Source organism: Vibrio sp. V09_P4A23P171, from assembly GCF_963875615.1.
In the GTDB taxonomy this organism is placed as follows: Bacteria; Pseudomonadota; Gammaproteobacteria; order Enterobacterales; family Vibrionaceae; genus Vibrio; species Vibrio anguillarum.
The window spans coordinates 17011-33982 of the sequence record NZ_CAWNMR010000071.1 but is presented as its reverse complement, the minus strand read 5'-3'; the positions used below and the strand labels follow the sequence as shown (position 1 = coordinate 33982).

Below are 16972 nucleotides of genomic sequence, written 5' to 3'. Positions count from 1 at the left end.
ACTATTGATAATACATCAAGTAGTCATTTCCATAATGGAAATAAAAACGCCACTTCGTTATCGTCGAAGTGGCGTCATCAGGAACCTAAGGTTAGGCGTATTGCGCTTCGATTTGGTTCGATTTTAGATAAGCAGGGTGAGTGGCGAGCTGCTCTAAGTAACGTTCAATATTCGGGAAGTGAGTAATCGCTCCGTTGGTCAGCAATATTTCAGCAATGAATGACATCATGAAATCAGCGCCAGTGAGTTGGTCGGCCACTAAGTAGCGTTTACCCGCTAAACACTGGTCAAAATAACTCATCACTTTGGCCGTTTCGCTTTCTGCATAGCCACCAAGGAAATTGGTTTGGCAGCCATCTTTGGCAACAAACATCTTTAATAGCAGCGGCAATATGGCAGAGCTTTCCGCAAAGTGGAGCCATTGCTGATATTGCACATATTCCACGCTGCCACGCTGAGGCGCAAAGTGTTGGCCGTATTTTTCTATCAGGTAATCGGTAATGGCGCCAGATTCAGCAATCACCAAGCCATTGTCTTCAATCACAGGTGACTTACCTAACGGATGCACGCTTTTTAGCTCGGGCGGTGCCAGAAAGGTCACACTATCACGTTGATATGGAACCACTTGATACTCAACTCCGAGCTCTTCAAGTAACCAGATAATGCGCTTAGAGCGTGATTTATTAAGGTGATGAAGTTTGATCATTATGTGGTCCTTATTAAAGTGGTTGGTTGATTTGGATAACCAGTTTGCCAAAGTTTTTGCCTTCCAATAGACCAATAAAGGCTTGTGGTGCGTTTTCTAAACCGTCAATCAGTTGCTCGCGGTATTTCACTTTCCCTTCGCTTAGCCATTGAGTCATATCAGTAGCAAATTCGTTATAGCGATGGCCGTAGTCATCAAAAATAATGAAACCTTGCATGCGGATTCGTTTGGTAAGCAAGGTGCCCATCAGCATAGAGAGACGATCAGGTCCTTCAGGCAGCGACGTTGCATTGTATTGAGAAATCAAACCACACAGCGGAACTCGCGCTGCTGTGTTAAGCAGAGGTAAAACCGCATCAAAGACTTTACCACCGACATTTTCGTAGTAAACGCCAATCCCTTGAGCACATGTTTTAGCCAATTGTTCTGCAAAATCGTCAGCTTTGTGATCAATACATTCATCAAAACCTAATACTTCTTTAGCGTAACGACATTTTTCTTCACCGCCAGCAATGCCCACCACATGGCAGCCTTTGATTTTAGCAATTTGACCAACCGTTGCCCCTACTGGGCCAGTAGCTGCGGCGACTACCACAGTTTCACCTTGCTTCGGCTGGCCAATGTCTAGCAAACCCATATAAGCGGTAAAGCCGGGCATTCCCATGATGCCTAGTGCGTATGAGGGTGAGGTTGGATTTTTACCGAGTTTAAGTAAACCTTCGCCGTTAGAAATAGCGTAATCCTGCCATCCGGTATAAGCGAGTACCCACTCACCTTGCTCAAATTTTGGGTGGTTTGATACTTCCACTTGACACACGGTCCCGCCTACCATGACATCATCAATCGCGACAGGATCGGCGTACGATTTAGCGTCACTCATGCGGCCGCGCATGTAGGGGTCAAGTGAAAGATAAACACTACGCAGCAGCACTTCACCAGCGGCAGGTGTTGGTTTAGGCGCATGTTCTAAGCGAAAGTTATCAGGCGTTGGTGCACCGACAGGGCGTGAAGCGAGTACAATGCGGCGGTTAGTTTGTTCAGTCATTGGAGAGTCCTTTATTATTTTAAATTAGACCAGTCGTCTAGTTTGGGTTTCAAAAAAACCGCTATCGAAATAGCGGGGTAAATCTTAACTAGGGCACTGGCCTTGCAAAATGTGTTCGGTGCTCGTAAGCGCTTGTGCAAGCCCTTGGTTATCTTGACGCAGTTTACTGAGCAAACTTGCGCCGAGCCAAAGGTTATAAAGCAATTCTGCGGTTTGCTGGCTGTGTTGTACGTGAATGGAGCCGTCGTCGATCCCTTGCTGGATACATTTTCCGACCGCCTCAATAATGCTATCTGCACCTTTAAGTAAAGCAATACGCATCGCATCAGACAAGTCTGAAACTTCAGCGCTTAATTTCACCACCAAGCAGCGCTGTGCGTTACATAAGCCATTGCTCTGCTCATACCAACATTGCCAATAATGCATCAAGTGTTGATAGGCGTTTCCTTCTTCTTGGTCAAAAAGGGCATTAATCCGCACTAAATAGTGCTGAAAATAGTCCGTAATCAGTGCCTCGCCAAATTGCTCTTTTGACTTAAAGTAGTGATAGAAAGAGCCTTTGGGCACATCAGCGGTTTTTAATAATTCAGACAAGCCTACGCTGGTGAAGCCTTTGGTTACGACAAGTTGGTAACCGACCTCAAGGATGTGTTGGCGAGTATCATGGGTTTTTGTATTCATGGACGGCACTATAATTCAAATTAGACCAGTCGTCTAGTTTTGTTTGTTCATATTGTATTTGTGCTACTGGCTATGGTTGCTGAATAACAGAAATGGACACTTCCTCCTTGAAGTGTCGCACTATTATTTATTTTTTAATGAGTTATTTATCTTTTAATGAGTGAGAGATGAGACTATTTTTCTGTCTTTAGCGTATCCGATGCCCAAATGAGGTTTTGCCCATTGCTGAGCTCAGCTTGAATACTCAAGGCTGGAACTATTTCCTTATCCTCTTTTTTATATGGTTGCGTAGAGAAATTGGCGGTAATTTTACTGCCATCACCAAAGGTTGTTTGTTGTACCATCCCTTGTTCATCAAGCCATTTAAAATCGACTAAAGGTTGGTTCCACACGACTTCATGGATTGGTGCAAACCCTTGCTGATAACGGTGTAATGCGTTAACTCGTGCGCTGTTAGGCGTCGCTTCATCACGGCTAAGGTGAATCATCGCTGGGGTGTTGTACAGCATGGCGATTAAATCTCGCTCCGCTTGCACGTTGGAAAACTTCACGCTGTCGTTGTGCCAGTGGTGACTGTTGATCACCTCATCATGGAACACGGCCTGATAGAGAGGAATACGGTATTGCGGTGCAAATAACAGTGTTTTGTACGGCTCTTTGACTTGTGCGGGTTTAAAGAAAAAATCTGGGCTCGTTGTTGGAAACCATGCTCCAAGAAAGTAAGGCGATTGGCGGTTAGTTTTCATATCAGGATCTGTCCAGCCAAATCCTACCGTTTCTAAACCATGAGCAAAAGAGAGCCCTTGTGTCGTCAGGCTGTTACCATCTTCAGAGCCGAGAACCACATTCTGTTCATTGGCTATCCAGCGCATGCGTTGATTAAATGCCTCCAGCATCGCGCTTTCTTTCATTCCTTGTCCCTGTTTATATGAGTAATCTTCACGGGCCATTCCGGTCCCATCCACATCAAGAAACAGGCTGTTAAAGCGGCCATATTTTAAAATCGCCTCAATGCGTTGCTGCGCAAATCCTAATTGGCAGGCTGGGTTAAGATAAAAGCCGTTGCCACGAAACCCTTTTTGTTTTTTGCCGTCGGCGTTTTCTATCGCACATTGCTTGCGCATTGCATCCGGTAGCTGCGCGGTAAGCCAACCATCGTTGATGCCTTTTGCTATGGCGGTATTGTAGGAGTCGTACACCCCAACTAAGTAGCCAGCCTGTTTCGCTTGATCAACCACTTGTGGCTGGTAAAAGGCGGGCATCCAATTATCCAAACCTAGCCAGAGGTGCTGCAAACCAGCTGAGCTGAGTGCGTCAATCATGGATGTCGATAGCCCCTGTCCCCAAGTGCTGGCATCACGTAGAAACGGTAGTTTCTGCTCTGCGAGCCATGCTTTTCGTGCCTGAGCGGCTTGGTATTGGCTAGCTATCCCTGCTTCTTGGGTTGAAGGTTGCTCTTTTATCCAAGCATTGAGCGAGCGGTTCACTTCGTCAATCAACAACCGTTTGTTGTAGTTGTTGAAAAAATCTTTTCCTTTAACGAGTGGCTTAAGCTCTTTGAGCGCTTCGTTTGATGCTACCCACTGGGGCTGCTTAAAATACCATTCTTTAAGTGCCCAGAAATCAGTCACATCTTGTTTGGACACTAAGTCTTGGCCAAACAAGTAGACATGGCTTGCGCCGATAAGCTGTTTTATGGCCGGATTTTGCTGTGCTTTTTGTTCGAGCGTTTGCGATAGTCCATTCTCTTTTCGCCACTGGCGGTAACGTTTTGCGCCATCTAACGGTGAGTTTCCAAGGGAGATTTCCACCTCAAAAGGCTCATCTTTGTTGAGTACAGTGAAAGCGTGCGTGGCTTGCATGTCTAACTTGTTTTGCTTGGTATTAAAATTGAGTTTGTTGTTGGTGGCGGTATTGAGTTGGTAGCTCACGTATTGCTCATCGCCTGCTTCCACACTCCAAAATGGCATTTTGAGATCTTGAGTGGTATTGCTCGTGGAATGCTCGCTTGTCAGATAGTTAACCCACTGTGGGTTGTCGGTGGGAATGCGCATCCCTTCACTAAAAGGAAGAATGAGCGTTTTGCTTTGCTGCTCAGGCAGTTCAAACCACTGCACGGTTAACGGTTTAGCACGAGAGATCTTACTCTCAGCGCTCGCGGTAATCGACAGCTTCAATGTTTGTTGTAAATTGGCCTCAACCTTTAACTGGCTAGGAACAAGCAGCCAAGAGGCGTGATGTTGATTATCTTGTTGCAGTTGGCTGACTTGCTGTGGCTGGCCGTTAACGGTTAGCTGGCCTTGGTTAATGGTTAGCTGGGCATTTTGCTGCCAATCAATAGCAAAATTTTGTGGCTCTATTTGCACGGTTTGGTTTTGATTATGCAGTGTAATTGACGCTGGTTGTGATTGGCTAGCCAACGCCAAAAGTGGCGTACAGGTGATCAATAAAGAACAAAGTGGTTTATACATGGTTTGTCATTTCCAGTGTGTCTCGGTGTGTTGATTACATAAGAAATCGACAACTCAATTGTCACCCTGATGTCTTCATTGAGCCTGATTTGGCAGAGTCAAACGTTGTACATATTCCACTTTGATTGCTCCTTGATATTCGACAGTTTTGATCAGAGTACTGAGCCATTTAGCCGAGCTGGGGGATGAGCTTGGTTTATTTAATAATTGCTGAGTATTACTCATAGCTACCATATCTTGCTGCTTGATTAACTGAAATTGGTCGTCAAACCATTGCCAAGCAAGGCTTGTTGGGGGGCAATTTGTCAATGCAGTGGGGGACTCAAGCGCTAGTGGGTAGCCACCGTTGGGAGAGGCGGATTGCAACCATGTGGAGCCAAAAGGCATGGTAAGAACTAACCAATAGTGTTGTTTGTCGAGTGTCAGTCGATAAACGCCGTCTTGCGGAGCAAAGAGCAGTTCTGGGCTTTCTAATTCTATATAAGGGGCGTATGACGTTACTTGGCTCTGTGAGATGAGCAAGCCATTGTCAGGGCCAAGAAGTTCAACCTGGCTAGGCAGCTCTGCTCCTTCCATTGATAATTTGAACTGGTAACCTTGCTGCATCACGTTGGTTTTTTTTTGTATCGAGACTTTGATCAGCGCCGCATTTGGTACCACATCGCTTAAGAGCTGTTGGCCACATTGGGTTTGTTCAATAATGGCATGCTTGACGCTTGCCCAGTGTTGCGTGGCAATGGTTTGGTTATTGAGTGCGAGGATCAACTCTTGCCAGGCAAGCTGTGGCTGATGGTTCGCTAAAGCGCGATAGGTTGATTGCAGTGGTGTTGCCATAAACCAATCATCACTCACGGCGTGGCTTGGACTAACGACGAACAGTACAAACAGCCAAAGGTTACGCATTGGACACCTCGACTAAACGATACCCAACGCCACGAACGGTTTCGATATTGAGTGAGGGTAACTGCTGCCTCAGCTGTAAAACATGATTATCGACGGTTCGAGTTGAGGGAAAGGCTTGGTAGCCCCACACTTTATTGAGTAGTTCATCACGGTGAAAAACACGTCCTTGGTTTTGAACCAGCAGCAGTAATAGCTGAAACTGTTTCGGTTTTAGCGTCATCAACTGCTCACCTAAGGTAACGCTGCGCTTTGAGAGATCAATGGCAATGTCAGCGTAGGAAAGCAAGCTTTCTCCTAATGGTCGCAGTTGCGCTTGAATTCGCGCCAGTAATTCTTGTTGCGAAAATGGCTTGGTGACGTAGTCTTTTGCCCCCGCCATCAGACCTGCTATTTTTTGCTCAACCTCGATTTTGGCCGTTAGGATGATCACTGGCACGGCTTTGGCCATTAGCCATTGAGGCAGATGATCCAAGCTGTCTCCTTGAGCCAGTTGCCTATCTAAAATCACCAAATCGGCGCGAAACCATGCTTTTTTGACTTGTGAGAGCTGCTGTACCCACAAACAATCAAAACCTTGCTGTAGCAAGTAATCATGCAAACCTTGCCCGAGTAGAGGATCATCTTCGACCAATAACAGTGTGTTCATAATGGTAATTCCAATTGGCAGCGAGTGGGGTGGGCTTTACACGTCAGTTTGCCGCCCATTTTAAGCATCAAATGGCTCACAAGACGGAGCCCAATCCCCATATTGGAAGCCGTGCGAGAACGGGAAAATAGCCGTTTTAGACGAGAGGGAAACTCGCCTTCATCGCTAACGCAAAGCCGCAGTTGAGTGTCAGTCACGCTGGCCGTTATTGAGATTGTCCCTTGACCATGTTGCTTGGCATTACGGATCAAGTTATCCAAACAGATCCCAAGCCAGTAATACGGCAGTGTGAGCTCGATATCTTGTGTCAGTTCATAGCTGAGTTCGTGTTTCGCTACGCAGTGATCTAACCAATCTGAGAGATAAGCGGTTTGACATTGAAACGGCTCATTTGGGTCGCTACTCAAAAATCCTTTACTGGTCTGAGCAAGCTGAGCTAAACGTTGGTGATCGGCCAGTAAGCGGCCGAATGTATCTTGGGCCAGCTCTGGGAGAGTATCAAATTGCTGGCGAAACTGCTCAACGGTCAAGCCAAGACTGGTGATAGGGGTGCGTAGTTCATGCGTCAGCAACTGTAAAATAAAGCGTTTTTCTTTGGCTTGTTGGCGGCGTAACCAGAGCGTCCTACTCAGCGTTGCTGCGAGCAACAGCAGTAATATGACCGATAACCACAGAGAGATATTGGGTTTTTCTTGGCTAGAGACACACAGATTACTGTAGCGTAATTGGCAACTTTGAGTAGCCGCTGTGATGGCCGACAATACCAATTGCTGATCGAACGCGACTTTTTTCCATTGCAATGCGCTCAGTACGCGAATACCGAAATCGCCACTGATCCATAGCCGTTGTTGACGGTCAATATAAGCGCGATAACCGCTGACCAAGGCATCTCGCCCTGCCGTTTCTAAATCGGTAAAAAAGGTGTACAGCGGATGCTGAGGGTCAGAGAGAGTCGTGTAGGGCTGTAGCTCGGCGCTTTGCTCGGCCGTTATGTTATGAGTAGAAAAAGCTAAGTATCGCTCTGCGTAGCTCCCGCCTGCAGGATGCAGAAACGGAGCCGTCTTAAACCAACGGATGGGCAATTCATCGCCTTGGCATAAAGCGAGTTCAAACGACGCTGCTTTTTGCAATTCAGGGCGTGATGCCAAGGTTTTTGATAAACCGGGCGACAGTGTGCACTGTGAGGCTATCGCTTTGAGCTCGGTTATGATTTGCCATGAATAACGGGAAAAATCAGGATAGGCGCTGGCGCTGAGCAGAAGATCGACAGGGTATGAGTTGATGCTTTGCAGTGGCAAGGATCGCGCAGCCGATAGCGATTCGGCTTGGCGTAGAAAATGCTGCCAACGATCTTGCAGCGTTTGCTCTTGCCCGTGTGCTAGGTTTGATTGTCCTAGCACTGCGGTGAGTGTGATCAAAAGGTACAGCAGCCGTGTTCTCAACGTTAAGCACTTAGAAAAAGGTTCGCATTCACGAAATTATAGCTGTGCTAAGTCAGGATTTGTCACCTCAATGTCACTAAAGCGGAATGTCGATCAAAACTCGGCATCCACCGTGAATGTCATCCTTTGCTTGGTATAGGGATGATCAAAGCTCAGCGACTCAGCATGTAGATGTAAACGCGCTCCTTTCGTGCCATAAAGATCGTCGCCAACGATGGGCAGGTTGAGTCCTTCCACATGAGCGCAATGTACGCGCAATTGGTGGGTTCGTCCTGTTTTGGGGTAGAGGTAGACTTTACTGAATCCATCTCGGCATTCAATTAATTGCCAGTGAGTGTCAGCGGGTTTGCCATGTTCAAAACAGACCAATTGACGCGGCCTGTCATCTAAATCGCCCCGCAGCGGTAAGCGAATGTCACCATGCGATTGCTGTAATTCACCAGCGAGTAAGGCAAGATAGCGTTTTTCAACGCCGCGAGTAATAAACTGCTTCTGCAGGCTTTTATTGGCTCGGCGGGTGAGAGCAAACACCAATAAACCTGAAGTAGACATATCGAGGCGGTGGATCACAAAAAGCCCTTCATCTGAGCTAAACGTTTGTTGCAAACGAGTATAAACAGAGTCCTGAATGTTGACTCCGGGAACGGATAGAAACTCGGCAGGTTTGTTGACGACAACAATGGCTTCATCCTGATAGATGATGTCGATCTCTTTGCCTTGCGCTGGGTTATGCAATAGCGGGTTATCATCGAGCTTCAGCCCATCAAGCATGTGAGCCAAAATCGGTTGGCACTTGTTTTGACAAGCAGGATAGAATTTCTTGTGTTGACGAATTTCAGATTTTGGTGACGCTCCCCACCAGAATTCGGCGAGTGAAATCGGTGTCATCTGATGTTGAAACGCGTAGTGCAGCAATTTTGGTGCGGCGCATTCTCCAGATCCTGCTGGTGGAACAGGGTTAGCCGTAAGACGGAAAATCTCCTCCAGAGATTTTTCAGTGCCGTATTGATTGAGAAATCGATAGTGAGAAAAAAGTCGTTGCTGCAACGCATTAGAGAGATTTTTACGCTGCTCTTTTAACGCATCAATTTGTTCTTGAAATGCGTCTATTTGCGCTTGTAGTTCGTTGAGGTTGACGTCCCACTTGCGCTTTAATTGTTTGAGGGACGTTTTTTCAGCCACACTTTGTTTGGCGAGACAATCCAAGGTTTCGCGCAATTGTTGGGCATCATTTGATTGCTCGGCAAGGATGCGTTGCTGTTTACGCTGTTCACGACCTTGAATCATCAGCTGGCGATGCGCTTCTAATTCATCTTGCGCCTGCTGTTGGGCTGTGGTCCATTGCCGCTGAAGTAGCGCACGCTGCGGATCGCACTCCAATTGTTCAACCTGCTGATTAATTTGATTGATCGGCACGCTGCCTTCCAAGAAAAAACCATCGTTAGTGAGCATGTCAAATATAGGCGGCACAAAATGCGGCAGCAGGTTTTGCTCAGCTAACTTCCCCGAGAATGCAGACAGGTACCCTAGCTCTCCACTTTGTTTACGCACCACTAAAACGCCAAACATTTTCCCGATAGCTTCCGGATGCTGGTTTAGCACGCCGTGATTATCGAGCCCAAAATTATGTTGCCAATTCTGCTGGTTCAGCAGGTGTTGTTGCAGCTGGCTTGCCGCTAATTCGCAAAGCGGATGCGGCTCGTAACAAAATGGGAAAGTAAAGCGCTCAGGCAGAGAGTAGCCTTCAATAGGTTTTTTAAAGGCAGTAAAACAGGGCGCTGGTGTCGGCATTTTCTCTGGCTCGCAGTGGATGGTGGTGGAGAACGCAGAATTGTACTGATTTGACCTAGAAATGCCAGTTTCTGGTTGAACGGCGATGATGATACGATTAATTAATGTAACTAGCTTATTAATATCATTAATATAGCTTAGTGAATCCCAAAGAAATAAGTTAACAGTGTCGATTTAACCTGATGCTATGCGTTTATTTAAAACATATAGAATGATTGGAGGATTAATTCATTTTATTTCTATGTAAAACAATGTCAGCCTTATGTTAGTTTTTTGTCATTAATTCTATTTGTAGTGATTGGTTCCTGATTCTATTTAATTTAATGAGTGTATTGTTTTTAATTTTGATGGGTAAAGGCTGAGTATTGATTATCATATAGGCAATATTATGCCCGCTCGGGCAATTTGTTGCTCGGTTGGGCAATTTGTTGCCCGCTCGGGCTGTGGGGCTTTATTCTTAAGTAAGCGTAATTGAAGGGAATGATTTTTGCTTACGTGTTTATGGATAAATGGTTAGTCAGTTAAGGAAATATAATGAGTCAGAGTATTGTAGTGGGTAATATGGAAACGGTTCATGATGGATTTCTACCAACGTCTATCATTGTGTGTTCCGCAAGCGTCAAGTTTGGAAGCCGCGTCAATGTGGATTAATAAAACATATGCCATTTTAGCGCTCTCCTTATTTCCTTCGATGGTGTTACATGCTGAGCAAGAAACGTCTGCAGCAGAAGTGTATGAAGTAGGAAATATGTCTCCAGAAAAAGCGTTTGCTACCGGACGACTGCTTCGAGCGCAATACAAAAATATGGAATCGCGACCATACCTCCAGTACGCGGCAGACAACGACAATTCGGATGCCGCCTTTCTCTACGCGATGGAGCTTTCGAACTACAAAACGACCATTAGAACGCCTCCTGAAGCGCGTGAATATCTGCTTAAAGCCGCAGAATTAGGCAATCGTCGCGCCATGAAACATCTTTATACTGATGCCAAGTGGTTAAGAGATCGCGATGTGCAGTATTGGAAAAGCCAGTATTACGATAGTTTGATTCGTTTAGGACGAGATGATCCTGCACAAGCCACTTACGAGCTTGCCCAGTTTTACAAAGGTATGGATAACGAGATGTATAGCTACTATCTCGATAAAGCGGTCAGTTTTAATCATCCACGAGCATTGATGGATAAAGCAAAGCAAGTTCAAGAGGGTGGAGGCCTGTTTTTAATGCCAGGGGAAAGGGAGACCAAGGTGAGAGAGCTCTATCTCGCGGCTGCGAAGACAAACTATATCCCTGCGATGAGACGCTACATCGGTATTTTAGAGAGCAAAGGCCGTTTTGAAGATGCCTATCAATGGCGACTGATGGCGTTAGAGCAAGGTGATATTACCTCTTTGGCAACGGTAGTTAAGATTCTGCTCGGCGATAGCGCATCCTATCATTTTGTGACTCCCGATCGGATCAAAGCGCAAGCCTATTTAGATTTATATCTCTCTGCTGCTGGTACTGAACGTATGCAGTCGCTCTACTCAATATTGGAATTAGAGGAAGAAAGCCTTGCTGGTAAGATGAGTGAGGAAGAAAAAGCACAAGCTAATGGCATATTTGTTAACTATAAGAATAGTCTGAATTTTTATTATCATGATGTCTTTTGGGATATTAATTAGTTAAATTATACAGTATTAGAAACGGCATATTTTTTTGGGTGAAGATCATGTTTTTGTGATTTTTTATATTTAAAATGCTCCTATATGAATAGAATGTGCCGAGAATTTTAAATCCCCATGAAAATATCGATAAATCTGATGGGGTAGTTTAGGGAAGAATTTAATAGCTAATGCTAATTAATGGGATTTATTGTTTAAATGCTCATTAAAATCTACCAGATAATAAATATTAAGAGACTTGAGTTCTATTAGAACTTAAGTCCAATAGATTTAACTTTAATTTTTACAACGTTATGTAACCCTCGGCCTGAGTAAGTGGTAACTAAGTTTAGCTACGCTCTTGTCCGTAATTTTGACAATGATTGGCATAGGTATTGGAGACGTAATATGTCTAAAGAAGGAAGTGTAGCTCCTAAAGAGCGGATTAATATTAAGTATATTCCAGCAACGGGAGATGCACAGGCTGAAGTTGAGTTACCGCTAAAAACTCTGGTGGTGGGTGATTTTAAAGGCCATACCGAAGAGACCCCACTTGAAGAGAGACAGACCGTTTCAGTGGACAAGAACAACTTTGAAGCGGTTATGCGTGAAAGCGATTTGAAACTGACCACTACAGTGCGCAATAAACTGAGTGGCGATGAAAATGCTGAGCTTCCTGTTGAGCTTAGTTTCAAATCTCTTGCTGACTTCGAACCGGATTCAGTGGCAGCACAAGTTCCAGAATTAAATAAATTGGTTGAGCTACGCCAAGCTCTTGTGGCCTTAAAAGGTCCTTTGGGCAATATTCCCGCGTTTAGAGAGCGTCTACAAGAGCTACTAAATTCGGAAGAATCGCGTGAAAAACTTCTATCTGAGCTCAGCCTAGTGAGCGGCAAAGAAGAAGAGCCTCAAGCATAAGGCTTGATCAACCCAACTTTTTATTTAATCAAATTTAGGAACGAAATTGATGTCTACTACTGAAGCCGTCTTAGAGAGACAAAGTGCCACCCAAGGCAGTTTACTTGATGAAATCATGGCACAAACGCGCATTGCACCGACTGAAGAAGGGTATGATGTTGCGAAGAAAGGGGTTGCTGCGTTTATTGAGAATCTCATCGGTTCGAATCAAACGGAAGAGCCGGTTAACAAATCACTCGTTGATCAAATGCTGGTTGAGCTTGATAAGAAAATCAGTGCTCAAATGGATGAGATTTTGCACGAAGAGCGTTTCCAGCAGATGGAATCGTCATGGCGTGGTTTGAAACTGTTTATTGACCGTACCGATTTTCGTGAAAACAACAAGGTTGATTTGTTGCATGTAACGAAAGGCGAGTTGCTTGAAGACTTTGAATTTGCACCAGAAACGACGCAATCCGGTCTTTATAAGCACGTTTATTCTTCTGGTTATGGCCAATTTGGTGGTGAGCCGACTGGCGCTATCATCGGTAACTTTGCTTTCACGCCATCAACCCCTGACATGAAGCTACTGCAATACATGGGTGCACTTGGTGCGATGGCTCATGCTCCATTCATTTCTAGTGTAGGCCCTGAGTTTTTTGGTATCGATTCTTTTGAAGAGCTACCAAATATCAAGGATCTTAAGTCAACATTTGAAAGCCCTAAATACACTAAATGGCGTTCTCTACGTGAATCAGAAGATGCGCGTTACCTTGGCTTGACTGCGCCTCGTTTCTTATTGCGCGTACCTTATGATCCAACAGAAAACCCAATTAAATCATTTAATTATGTGGAAAGTGTCAGCGCTTCACACGAACACTATCTATGGGGTAACACCGCGTTTGCTTTCGCTACTCGTTTAACCGATAGCTTTGCCAAGTACCGTTGGTGTCCAAACATCATTGGCCCACAAAGTGGCGGTGCGGTTGAAGATCTGCCAGTACACGTGTTTGAATCGATGGGGGCACTGCAAAGTAAGATCCCAACTGAAGTGTTGGTGACTGACCGTAAAGAGTTTGAATTAGCAGAAGAAGGTTTCATTGCTTTAACCATGCGTAAAGGCAGTGATAACGCCGCATTCTTCTCTGCAAACTCGATCCAAAAGCCAAAAATATTCCCTAATACCAAAGAAGGCAAAGAAGCGGAAACCAACTACAAGTTGGGTACGCAACTGCCATATATGATGATCATCAATCGCCTTGCACACTACGTCAAAGTGCTACAGCGTGAGCAAATTGGCGCTTGGAAAGAGCGTCAAGATCTTGAACGCGAGCTTAATGGTTGGATCAAACAGTACGTGGCTGACCAAGAAAATCCACCAGCAGACGTACGTAGCCGTCGTCCTCTTCGTGCTGCAAAAATCGAAGTCATGGATGTTGAAGGTGAACCAGGTTGGTATCAGGTCTCTCTCTCTGTTCGTCCTCACTTTAAGTACATGGGCGCGAACTTTGAATTGTCATTGGTTGGTCGATTAGATCAAGCATAACCATGACTTATATTGCACCTGAAGAGAGTGCATTTGGTGTCGGCTTCTTTGAACGTTTAGAAGCTGGCACCAAGCCTATGTCTTTGACCCAAGGGCCAAATGCATGGGATGTGCTCCAATCAATCAAACGCAATGTTTCCAATATTTTGAATACTCGCATGGGTGAGGCACAAAGTGCTCCAACGTTAGGTTTAGTGGATTTTAACGATGCAACGTTAGAAACCTTAGACTTATCGCTGCGGATTAAGCTTGCGATACAAAGCTGCTTAGATGTGTATGAGCCCCGTTTACGAAATATTGTGATTCGATCCGAGTCGGACGTGTTTAGCCCTTTGATGCTGCGCTTCCATATTGTGGCCGAAATAAACAGTGATGCGTTACATGAGAAAGTGCAGTTCAATCTGCTACTGGATCAAAACCGAAAGTACCGAGTGTATTAGAAAATTATGGCTCAAGATAAGTACTTCAGAGAAGAGCTTGCTTTCCTTAAAGAACAAGGAAAGCATTTCACTGAAATTCATCCTCAACTCTCTCGCTTTTTACACGGTAAAACGACGGATCCTGATGTCGAACGTTTATTGGAAGGCTTCGCCTTTCTCACCGCTCGCTTGCGCGAAAAAGTTGAAGATGAATTTCCTGAGCTAACGCACTCCATCATCAACATGCTATGGCCAAACTACTTACGTCCTGTGCCAAGCATGAGTATTGTCTCGTTCACACCGGATAAAAGTGTCAGTGATAAGCAGCAAATCGCTCGTGGCACTCAGCTCGATAGCAAGCCTGTTTTCGGCACCAAATGCCACTTTAGAACCTGTCGTGACGTGCAGATTTACCCACTGAAATGTACTGACGTCACTGCGCAACATACTAGAGAAGCGACCATCATCGAAGTGTCGCTTAATATGTTGGGTGAGATAAGCGTCGGTGATGCGCATCTTGATGATCTGCGCTTTTACTTAGGTGGTGATAAATACAGCTCACAAATGCTCTATTTATGGCTCAACCACTACCTCGATAAGATTTCTGTTGAAGTCGCGGGGGTAGAATTTACGCTGCCGCGCAATAGCTTCCAAACGGTCGGGTTTGATAGCGAGCAGTCGCTTTTGCCCTATCCTTCCAATGTGTATGAAGGTTATCGCGTTTTGCAGGAATACTTGTCGTTTCCTGAAGCATTTCATTTTGTTGACATTACCCGTCTGGCTAGCGTAGTGCCGAAATCAGTGCATGGTGCGTTCAAACTGAAAATCAGTTTTTCGAAAACCCTGCCAGCGGACGTTCGAGTGCGTCAGGATAATTTCCAGTTGTACTGCACCCCTGTCATTAATTTGTTTGAACATGATGCCGATCCGATCGATTTAACGGGCAAGCGTTCAGAGTATCGCATTATTCCCTCTAGTCGTTACCCTTCTCACTATGAAGTGTTCAGCGTTGACGGCGTGTTCGGTTGGCAAGACAAAACTCAAGCCAGCCAACGAATTCGGGGTGAAAAACGTGTCTATTCAGCATTTGAAAGTTTTCAGCATGAAGTGGAGCGGGTTCGAAATCGTGAAGCGCTCTACTACCGCACACGAGTGAGAGACAGTATCCGTGGCGATGGATTTGATAATTTCATCTCTTTCATTCGCGGAGATGAAACGCAATCCATGCATGTCGATGAAGCCATCTCGCTCAAACTCACCTGCACCAATCGCTTATTACCGCTCGAACTCGGTGTCGGTGACATTTGTGAGCCGACAGACAGCTCGCCCCCCTTTGCCACTTTCAGCAATATTACCGTGCCTTCACAATCTCTGCGCCCAGTACTGGATGGCAGTCTATTGTGGGTATTGATTTCTAACTTATCGCTGAATTATTTATCGCTGCTGTCCAAAGATGCCTTAAGTAGTGTGTTGCGAGCTTACGATTTCAGAGCCTTGGTGGATCGCCAAGCGGAGCGTGTTGCGCGTTTGCGTCTTGAAGGGATCCAAAAAATTGAGTCGCAACCCGTGGATAAAATATTGCGCGGTTTGCCAGTGCGAGGGCTGCAATCGACGATTCATATTGATCAAAACTGTTTTGGTTCAGAAGGGGAGCTTTACCTCTTTGGCACCGTGCTTAGCCACTTTTTTGCCCTCTATGCCAGCATCAATTCGTTTCATGAGCTGATCGTTATTAACGCGTCCAATCAAGAGAAGTACACATGGGGAACACAGACAGGAATGCAGCCATTGATCTAGAGATGGCAGCGGCGGCTGTGCCGGAGCCTCTACTGGGTTTACCAAGCGATGTACGAACGTACAACTTCTACCAGTTGGTGGAACTGCTGCAAAAACTTAATGCGTTTAATCCTGAATCAGAAGATTGGGAGCGGACATGCCAGTTGGTATTCAGTGCCAACCCCAGTTTAGGTTTTGCACCAGCGGACGTAACGGATTTACGTGAGTTCGCGGATGAGCGCCTGATCTTACAAACCAATTTTTTTGGATTAACTGGGGCACAGTCACCGTTGCCTGGTTTTATTTTGCAGCAATTGGTCGAAGAAGATCCCGGTGGTTTCAAGCGGCCCTTTTTAGATTTTTTCAATAACCGGTTGATTAACCTTGTGTATCGCGTATGGCGAAAGTATCGCTATTACGTCCGTTTTCAAGCGGGTGCGCAGGATCAATTTTCATCACAGCTGTTTGCTTTAGTCGGTTTGGGTGATGCGGACTTGCGCGGTGAAACACCGATAAATTGGTGCAAGATGCTGGCTTATGCGGGCACTTTGGCTGGCCGAAGTCGTTCACCGCAAGTGGTGTCTGGCATCATCGCGCACTGCTTTGATCTGCAAGAAGTCAGTATTCGCCAGTGGGTTCGACGCAAAGTCCGGATAGAGCCTTATCAGCAGTTTTGCTTAGGTAAGCAGAATGGTGAGCTTGGGATCAACAGCATGTTGGGTGAGTCAGTAATGGACTGTAACGGTAAGTTTGTTATCTGTATCAAAAACTTAACTCGAGAACGATTTGCCGATTTTTTGCCATCAGGCAAAGAACATCAACCGCTGTGTAAGTTGGTGGAGTTTATTTTACGAGAGCAGATGGCTTACGACCTTGAGCTGACCATGCACGAGAGCGAGGCTCCAGTGATGAGTTTATGCCATGACAGTGGTGTGGCTTTGGGTTGGTCATCATTTTTAGGGCGCGATTTGGCGGACAAAAGCGTGCTTATACAAGTAAGGCAATAG

Annotated in this window: 14 protein-coding genes; 6 read left to right on the top strand and 8 right to left on the bottom strand. The window is 45.5% G+C overall.

Going from position 1 to position 16972, the window contains the following annotated elements; genetic code table 11:
- Positions 1–91: 91 nt before the first annotated feature.
- From AACT23_RS16775 to AACT23_RS16740, 8 genes are all read right to left on the bottom strand, one after another.
- Positions 92–706, bottom strand: coding sequence for a glutathione S-transferase family protein (locus AACT23_RS16775; RefSeq protein ID WP_010319179.1), 615 nt, complete (start codon positions 704–706; stop codon positions 92–94).
- Between the two features lie 13 nt (positions 707–719).
- Positions 720–1751 carry an NADP-dependent oxidoreductase gene (locus AACT23_RS16770; RefSeq protein WP_094128556.1) on the bottom strand — a complete coding sequence of 344 codons (1032 nt, stop codon included), beginning with the start codon at positions 1749–1751 and terminating at the stop codon, positions 720–722.
- Positions 1752–1835: 84 nt separating this feature from the next.
- A complete protein-coding gene (locus AACT23_RS16765) occupies positions 1836–2432 on the bottom strand; it encodes a TetR/AcrR family transcriptional regulator (RefSeq protein ID WP_038148298.1) in 597 nt (198 codons plus the stop codon).
- Positions 2433–2605: 173 nt separating this feature from the next.
- Positions 2606–4903: a glycoside hydrolase gene (locus tag AACT23_RS16760; RefSeq protein WP_094128553.1), complete on the bottom strand. Its 2298-nt coding sequence runs from the start codon at positions 4901–4903 to the stop codon at positions 2606–2608.
- Between the two features lie 75 nt (positions 4904–4978).
- Positions 4979–5806: a DUF2861 family protein gene (locus tag AACT23_RS16755; RefSeq protein ID WP_094128550.1), complete on the bottom strand. Its 828-nt coding sequence runs from the start codon at positions 5804–5806 to the stop codon at positions 4979–4981.
- Positions 5799–6452 (bottom strand): response regulator transcription factor, encoded by a 654-nt coding sequence (locus AACT23_RS16750; RefSeq protein WP_013868288.1) that lies wholly within the window; start codon positions 6450–6452, stop codon positions 5799–5801. The genes AACT23_RS16755 and AACT23_RS16750 overlap by 8 nt, the downstream gene beginning before the upstream one ends.
- Complete coding sequence (locus AACT23_RS16745) at positions 6449–7894, bottom strand: ATP-binding protein (RefSeq protein WP_094128547.1); 1446 nt, start codon at positions 7892–7894, stop codon at positions 6449–6451. Before AACT23_RS16745 ends, AACT23_RS16750 begins: the two co-directional genes overlap by 4 nt.
- Before the next feature lie 93 nt (positions 7895–7987).
- A complete protein-coding gene (locus AACT23_RS16740; protein ID WP_094128544.1) occupies positions 7988–9685 on the bottom strand; it encodes an RluA family pseudouridine synthase in 1698 nt (565 codons plus the stop codon).
- A gap of 574 nt (positions 9686–10259) precedes the next feature.
- Between AACT23_RS16740 and AACT23_RS16735 the strand changes: the two genes are divergently transcribed.
- The 6 genes from AACT23_RS16735 (at position 10260) to tssG (ending at position 16972) form a co-directional block, all read left to right on the top strand.
- On the top strand, positions 10260–11348 hold the full coding sequence (locus AACT23_RS16735; RefSeq protein ID WP_094128540.1) for a hypothetical protein: 1089 nt from the start codon (positions 10260–10262) through the stop codon (positions 11346–11348).
- A 387-nt stretch (positions 11349–11735) separates the two neighbouring features.
- Positions 11736–12245 carry a type VI secretion system contractile sheath small subunit gene (gene tssB, locus AACT23_RS16730; RefSeq protein ID WP_017043584.1) on the top strand — a complete coding sequence of 170 codons (510 nt, stop codon included), beginning with the start codon at positions 11736–11738 and terminating at the stop codon, positions 12243–12245.
- A gap of 49 nt (positions 12246–12294) precedes the next feature.
- Positions 12295–13770, top strand: coding sequence for a type VI secretion system contractile sheath large subunit (tssC, locus tag AACT23_RS16725; RefSeq protein WP_026027753.1), 1476 nt, complete (start codon positions 12295–12297; stop codon positions 13768–13770).
- 2 nt (positions 13771–13772) lie between these two features.
- Positions 13773–14210 (top strand): type VI secretion system baseplate subunit TssE, encoded by a 438-nt coding sequence (gene tssE / locus AACT23_RS16720; RefSeq protein WP_013868295.1) that lies wholly within the window; start codon positions 13773–13775, stop codon positions 14208–14210.
- 6 nt (positions 14211–14216) lie between these two features.
- The gene (gene tssF / locus AACT23_RS16715) at positions 14217–15986 is read left to right on the top strand and encodes a type VI secretion system baseplate subunit TssF (protein WP_013868296.1); all 1770 of its coding nucleotides are present in this window, start codon (positions 14217–14219) and stop codon (positions 15984–15986) included.
- Entirely contained in the window at positions 15950–16972 is a 1023-nt protein-coding gene (gene tssG / locus AACT23_RS16710) for a type VI secretion system baseplate subunit TssG (RefSeq protein ID WP_026028436.1), read from the top strand. The genes tssF and tssG overlap by 37 nt, the downstream gene beginning before the upstream one ends.